At 35.0% G+C, this 6,585-nt stretch carries 7 protein-coding genes; 3 read left to right on the forward strand and 4 right to left on the reverse strand.

The window, feature by feature from the left end:
• Window positions 1-39 precede the first annotated feature (39 nt).
• Together ACQKKK_RS09495 and ACQKKK_RS09500 are read left to right on the forward strand one after the other, a co-directional pair.
• Window positions 40-1,416 (forward strand): sigma-54 interaction domain-containing protein, encoded by a 1,377-nt coding sequence (locus tag ACQKKK_RS09495; RefSeq protein WP_427615852.1) that lies wholly within the window; start codon window positions 40-42, stop codon window positions 1,414-1,416.
• 135 nt (window positions 1,417-1,551) lie between these two features.
• Window positions 1,552-1,716, forward strand: coding sequence for a hypothetical protein (locus ACQKKK_RS09500; RefSeq protein WP_427615811.1), 165 nt, complete (start codon window positions 1,552-1,554; stop codon window positions 1,714-1,716).
• 514 nt (window positions 1,717-2,230) lie between these two features.
• Here the strand turns inward: ACQKKK_RS09500 and ACQKKK_RS09505 are convergent.
• The gene (locus ACQKKK_RS09505; RefSeq protein WP_427615813.1) at window positions 2,231-3,496 is read right to left on the reverse strand and encodes a dicarboxylate/amino acid:cation symporter; all 1,266 of its coding nucleotides are present in this window, start codon (window positions 3,494-3,496) and stop codon (window positions 2,231-2,233) included.
• Window positions 3,497-4,287: 791 nt separating this feature from the next.
• Window positions 4,288-4,674, reverse strand: coding sequence for a DUF192 domain-containing protein (locus ACQKKK_RS09510; protein ID WP_427615814.1), 387 nt, complete (start codon window positions 4,672-4,674; stop codon window positions 4,288-4,290).
• Window positions 4,675-4,839: 165 nt separating this feature from the next.
• Between ACQKKK_RS09510 and ACQKKK_RS09515 the strand changes: the two genes are divergently transcribed.
• Window positions 4,840-4,968 carry a LuxR C-terminal-related transcriptional regulator gene (locus ACQKKK_RS09515; protein ID WP_427615853.1) on the forward strand — a complete coding sequence of 43 codons (129 nt, stop codon included), beginning with the start codon at window positions 4,840-4,842 and terminating at the stop codon, window positions 4,966-4,968.
• A 171-nt stretch (window positions 4,969-5,139) separates the two neighbouring features.
• Here the strand turns inward: ACQKKK_RS09515 and ACQKKK_RS09520 are convergent, their stop codons facing one another.
• Window positions 5,140-5,445, reverse strand: coding sequence for a DUF6980 family protein (locus ACQKKK_RS09520; RefSeq protein ID WP_427615815.1), 306 nt, complete (start codon window positions 5,443-5,445; stop codon window positions 5,140-5,142).
• A gap of 309 nt (window positions 5,446-5,754) precedes the next feature.
• Entirely contained in the window at window positions 5,755-6,249 is a 495-nt protein-coding gene (locus ACQKKK_RS09525) for an LURP-one-related/scramblase family protein (protein WP_427615817.1), read from the reverse strand.
• Between the last annotated feature and the right edge of the window lie 336 nt (window positions 6,250-6,585).

Raw genomic sequence — 6,585 nt, forward strand, 5'->3', positions numbered from 1 at the left:
AAACTTACAAAAAAGAGCTGTAAAAGGAGGCAGATCAAAATAGCGGATTTTAGTAGAGATAATATCCTTTTTTATTTAGAAGCTATTTTAAAAACCAGTAAAGATGCAGTCACGGCTGTTGATAAAACGGGGCGGGTTGTTTACTGGAATGAAGCAGCAGAAAATACTTATCAAATTAAATCAAATGAAATAATAGGGAAAAACATAGAGAACTATTTTCAAATGAAGGATATTAAATTGTACGAAATCTTAAAAAGCAAACAGCCAATATTTGATGTTTATCATCAACCGCGGCCTGATAAGCATATTTTAATCAGTTCTTCTCCTGTTTTTAACCATGGTGGCAACCTGATTGGCGCTATATCGGTAGATCGTGATATTACAGCTACCGTAAAACTAAATGATAAGCTTTCCGTTACAAACTCAAAGCTACAAGATTTAAAACAGCAAATCATTAATCAGGCTAAAAACTTACCGTTCTCTAGCATAAAAGGCAGCAGCAAAATTATTAATCAGATAAAGGCATCCGCTATTAAAGTAGCAACAACGGATGCAACAGTTCTGATATTAGGAGAAAGCGGTGTAGGGAAGGAACTTTTTGCACAGGCCATTCATGAGTCAAGTTCTAGAAAAAGAAAACCATTTATTCCTATTAATTGTGGTGCAATCCCTTCCCCTTTATTTGAAAGCGAATTCTTCGGCTATGAAAAAGGTTCGTTTACAGGAGCTGAAAAAGGTGGCAAAGCGGGAAAATTAGAAGAAGCAAATGGTGGTACACTTTTTTTAGATGAATTAGGAACAATGCCTTTAGATATCCAGGTTAAATTCTTGAGAACTCTTCAAGAAGGAGAAATATATAGAGTAGGTGGCACAAAAGCAATCAAGGTAGACATAAGGGTAATAGCAGCTACAAACAGCATGCTAGAGGAGATGGTGGAAAAAGGGGAATTCAGAGAAGACTTATATTATCGTCTAAATGTGGTTCCACTTCATATTCCTTCACTTCGAGAGAGATTAGAAGATGTTCCAGAGCTGGTAAATTTATTTATAGAAGAATTCTCTATTAAATATCAAAAAGAAGTACAATTTCTATCTAATGATATCATGGAGTTATTTTCCTCATACCACTGGCCTGGTAACATAAGAGAATTAAGAAATTTTGTAGAAAGACTTGTGGTCATGACTGATGACGCTGTATTACAAGCCAGTGATATATTGAATATTCTTCCGCAAAGGTCAAAAAAAATAACGTTTGAAAATGCTACTATCACATTTCAAGATGAGATAAGCTTAATAGAAAAAGAACGAATAAAAAATGCATTAGAAAAAACGCACGGTAATAAGACATTGGCAGCTAAGGAATTAGGCTTTTCAAGAGTTACTCTATACAAAAAAATAACAAAGTATGGACTTTAATATTTACTTTCCTTTTCACCTTTAAAAACACAAAAATCATTTAAGGCCAACGCAAACATTAATAATAATGTTTCTCATACCTTTTCCAATAATGCTTTCAGAATTAATACTCGCCTATTTCAAGGAAAAAAAGATATGTACCGTAAAGAGGAATTCCCTTCTGTATTTATACTCGAACTCATGTCTAAAGATCTAGGACTGGTAATAGCTGAGACTGATTGCCTGGAAACCATATTATCACTTGCTGAAGTAGCAAATACTACCTATCGTTCTGCAAAAGAAAATGGAAAAACAAAATAAAGTTGAAGGATAAAAATAATTTGTAATATTAGGGCATCCCCTTGGGTGCTCTTTATTATGCAATCAAAAGAACAATGATACTTATAGTATTCAAATTTTTACTTTTGTAGTTATTGAAGTAAACTGCCCCTTAGCTCCATAAGAAAAAGAGCTGCCAAAGTGAACTGCACCCCAATTGTTAGACAACATCTAACAATTGGGGTGCAGTTCATAAAAGGCAGTTCCGATTTAGCTAACGCAGCCGTTAGTGAAGGAAGACTTTATTTCTCAACTTTCACTAACGTTTTTACCTGAACAATGTCAAAGCCATTGATTCTAAGAGTTATCTCGCCTTCTCGCTTCTCAATTTCTTCACCTACCCAAGAGCTATACAATTCAAAAAAAGTCTTCAAGATGACCATTCAAACCCCTTTAACTTATGACTTTCAACAATGGGGCAAGGATAGCAGGTCCTTGCTACTTGTATCATTGCTTTTCCCAATACTTCTGATGTAATGATGCTGTTAACGTATCATCAAAATGTTGGTGGTACCTGCCGAATGCTTGACTTTTCGGTTTGAGCTTTAACCCATTCTTCCTGTCGGAACTCTTTTTCCCACTTTGAAACCACAATACAAGCGAGAACATGCCCAGGAGTATTACAAGCAGTACGTGCCATATCCAGCACACGGTCAATGCCTGCTATAATTGCGACGCCTTCTGCAGGAAGCCCTACCGCTGAGGCTGTGGCTAAAAGGACAACCAGCGAACCGGATGGAACTGCCGCAATTCCTTTTGAAGTTGCAACAAGAACCCCCATTATAATCAACTGTTGGCCAAAATCCATCGGGATGCCATATGCCTGCGCTAAGAAAATGGAGCAAACAGAAAGATACAATGTGGAACCATCACAATTCAATGATAGCCCAGAAGGAATAACGAACGAAACAACACGTTTCGAACAACCGTATGCTTCCATTCGATCCATTAACTGGGGCAGAATCGTTTCCGTACTTGTGGTAGAAAATGCGATGAGGAACAGATCCCATACCATTCGAAACACTTTAAAGTATGAAATCTTCAAGAACCAAGCAATGACGGGAAACAGACCGAAAATAACAATAGCAAGCCCAAGATACACAACCCCAATCAACTTGCCCATAGGGATTAAAAGAGCGATACCATACTGACCAACAGAGGCTGCCATGAGAGCGAGTACACCAATCGGTGCAGTTACCATCACCATTTGTGTCAGTTTAAACATGATATTTGCAACTGATTCCATAAACTTCATTGCCGGCTCTGCCTGTTTACCAATTGCTCCCGCAGCTGCACCAAATAAAATAGCGAAGAATATAACAGCTAATAAATCACTTTTTGCCATCGCATCAACAATGTTGCTTGGAATAATGTTAACAAGCATCGTTTTAAAATCGATAACTTTGGTAACGCTTTCATTTAATTGTGTGATATCTTTCTGGGCAAGATGGGACAAATTAAGCCCGGCACCAGGCTTTAAAATGTTAACAAGTAAAAGACCAATACCTAGAATCAGGGTGGTAATAAATTCAAACCAAATAATTGTTTTAAGTCCTAATGAACCCATTTTTTTTATGTTTCCGTCGCCTGATGAACCAATGACAATAGTAGTGAAAACAATAGGTACAACAATCATTTTAATGAGATGAATAAAAGCGTCGCCAATCGGTCTTAAGGATTGGCCAAGTTCAGGAAAAAAATGTCCGATAAGTGCCCCAATAAACAATGCAATTAACACTTGAAAAGCAAAAAACTTTTTCATAGGTTGCCCTCCCTGAACGAAAGATTAATAGCACCATCACACAATATTTCAATAAATAGAATAAGCTTTCCCTTTTTATCATTGAATGAGAAAGAAGAAATAGCTTTTATAAACTGTTCCGGATTATTCCGTACATAACCTCCCGTGTATTTTTTTGTAAATATAGTAAATAATGTACCATTTTTCAAAAATTCAGTAAAATATTGAAATACTATAAAGTTATAAGAATAAATTATTAATCCCGTTACGAATAAAAATTGCAGTTCCAACATAGGTCAGCTTTAAACAAAGTTTAATCATATTAATACAAGACCTTTTGATAACTGAACAAAAAGAAAGAGCATGTTTTGAAAAAAGATTAATCAAAACATGCTCTAATAATATTTAGTTGGATCCATTAACCTATCTCCCCTTTAGTTCCATAAGAAGTAATCTTCCTTATTGGAAAGCACCTATTAGCTTAACAAGGCTGGTTTTAATTATCTATCAATCAATTTTCTAATACTTTTCTATTTCAGAAACAGACATGAAAACTTTATGAGTAGCAGCAATTTTCTTAAAATCATCTAAGTGTTTGTTTCTTCTGAATTAATTGCCTCAAGAAATAATGTGAATTCCATAAGCAAAACTCCTTAAATATAATAAAAAAACTGCCTTAAAGACAGCTCCGACCTTTAGCTATGCACCCGTTAGTTAAGTACATTTCTTCACCAATCTACCTAGTGATATTAGCATAAATATCCATAAAAAAATCACCTCACCTTAAGAACTAGGAGTTAGATGAGATGAATTCAATCAAGATTTACATAATCCCCTTCTTTGATTTGATTCTTTTCAAACCATCCAAGATTCACTTCAATTGCATAATGATAAGAAAGCTCTGGTTCATAGGTAGGACATTCATCCTCTTTACAAGGTTCCATATCAAGTATTTTTAAAATTTCCCCATCTGAATCAAGAAAAGCAATAGATAAAGGAATTAATGTATTTTTCATCCAAAAGCCACCATATATTTTTTCTGAAAACACAAATAACATCCCCTCATTTTCGGGTAACTTTCCAACAAACATTAAGCCCTTTTCTCTTTTTCTTTGAGTATCTGCAACTTGAACGATTAATCTATTTTCCCTGTTTCCACTGAGTATTTTTATCATTTTTGTTTTTATTCTATTTTTCATGTTCACTCACCTTCGATTATTATTTAAGCAGGAAAGAAACTTGATGTCTTTTTATAAGAAATTCATGATATAAAGGAAGAAAGTTGGAGATAAAACGAAAACTAGAAGAAAGCTCCTTTTCACTTCTAATACTTATTCTATGGTTTTAAATTTAATACTTTCAAAATCAGTGAAAGGTTAGGGATTAGTAATCATACTGTTAAAAAACACTTTAATAATATCTTTGGAAAGATTGAAGCTACGAATAAACTGGAATTGATAAAGTTTCTGATAAAAGAAGGTTTTGAGATATAGAGTTATTTGGCATGTTAAGAAGGTTTGGCGAGGATTTTATTCAGCAATGGTGGAAAAAGATGTGTAAGTAATTAACGATTATTTTTAGTGATCCTTAACAAATTTTGTTTCAAATAAGAAAAAAGTTCCCAAAGTTTCTCTCAACAAGCTAGTGAATCTTCTGCTCGTTTACTATTTTTTATACCATTTATCTGTTTTAAATTCCTCTGGAATCGATTGCTCAACTGGGTCATCAAATCCTAATTGATCAAGGATTTCAAACCATAAATCTCTTTTAGAATCAGGTAATTTCGAGCCACACCAGGGACAATATGTTATCTCTATACTTGAACTGCCTCCATCGTGGATTATTAACCCATATTCATCAAACTTTTTATTATAGGTAATCAAAATGTCTGGACAATCAAATGAGCTAACGTGAATTTTGCACTTAATATTAACTTGGTCTTTCATAGTTTCGCAGCAGTGATTATTCATAAAAATCTCCTTGGATTAGAACCTTTATTGTTTCTATGTACATTGTTTATTGTAATTTTATCATAGTTCCTTCTTAAGCTAACCTCCCCCTCATAAGGAAAAAGCTGTCTTAAAGACAGCTCCAATCTTCAGCCTGTTAATTCTATAAGAAAAGCGAACCTTATTCAAGAATCGCGCCCGATTACTGAAGAACGAATATAAAACCTTGGTACCAAATGGCCTTGTTATTTATTTATGATACGGTTCACCGCACCTATTCAATCAGTGATTTTTTAAAAACTGTCAGCCTTTTAATTCTACACTTCTACTTTAATTCGATGCTGAGGAAGCTGCTGCTTGATCAGCCTTCACACAATCAATTGCAACAACGAGTGCAATAATAATGGTTTCCATCTCTTCATCTATTATTTGAACCTTGTAGCTATCGCCCCAAGTGAACCACTCCTTGCCCACTTTACCTACGATTTTACCATGCTGTAAAACTTGAAAATCCATATCCCACCAATTACCATGTACTTCAATGCCTGCCGCATCAATTGTATATCGTGCTTTTAAGAAGGATAATTCCTTCTTTATTGTTAATACCTCTCGACCATTCACCTCAACCAAAAACTTTGGTAAAAAGCTGAACACCTTTTTCGTAATGAGTGCTACTTCATCTCTTGCTGTATTCATAATGGAGAAAGTCTTTGGAACCTGCATAAAACTTCCCTCCACGTAATATATATCCTTCTCCTGCTGATCCTTTACTGTAAATTTCCCGCTAAGACTGAATACCTTTTGCTTTATATAAAGCTGCCTCATACTTTTGCCTCCCAACCTTAAGTCTTTTACATTACTTACGTTTGAAATGAGCATTGGTTCCAAATCTTATGCATTAAATTCCAAATAATAGCCCCACTCAAATGCGCCTTCTTTTCGGTTCACCACTATTTATCCTTAACTAATTTACCTTTTGTAAAGTCAGCAATTCTTCCTTCGCAACCTGGCCCAATTGTTGAACAGCTCCTTATGGACTCTTGAACTATCCTGCCCCGATAGTTGCCAATCGAGTAGAGGGAAAATAAATGTATTATTTTCGCCCCTCTCACAACACCGTACGTACGGTTCGCGTATACGGCGTTTCAATTTATATCACAG

The organism is Peribacillus sp. NPDC006672, assembly GCF_050274955.1.
In the GTDB taxonomy this organism is placed as follows: domain Bacteria; phylum Bacillota; class Bacilli; order Bacillales; family DSM-1321; genus Peribacillus.

Coding starts and splice junctions, on each gene's coding strand:
- ACQKKK_RS09500 (WP_427615811.1), top strand. CDS start 1,552: ATGTACCGTAAAGAGGAATTCCCTTCTGTATTTATACTCGAACTCATG.
- ACQKKK_RS09505 (WP_427615813.1), bottom strand. CDS start 3,496: ATGAAAAAGTTTTTTGCTTTTCAAGTGTTAATTGCATTGTTTATTGGG.
- ACQKKK_RS09510 (WP_427615814.1), bottom strand. CDS start 4,674: ATGAAAAATAGAATAAAAACAAAAATGATAAAAATACTCAGTGGAAAC.
- ACQKKK_RS09520 (WP_427615815.1), bottom strand. CDS start 5,445: ATGAATAATCACTGCTGCGAAACTATGAAAGACCAAGTTAATATTAAG.
- ACQKKK_RS09525 (WP_427615817.1), bottom strand. CDS start 6,249: ATGAGGCAGCTTTATATAAAGCAAAAGGTATTCAGTCTTAGCGGGAAA.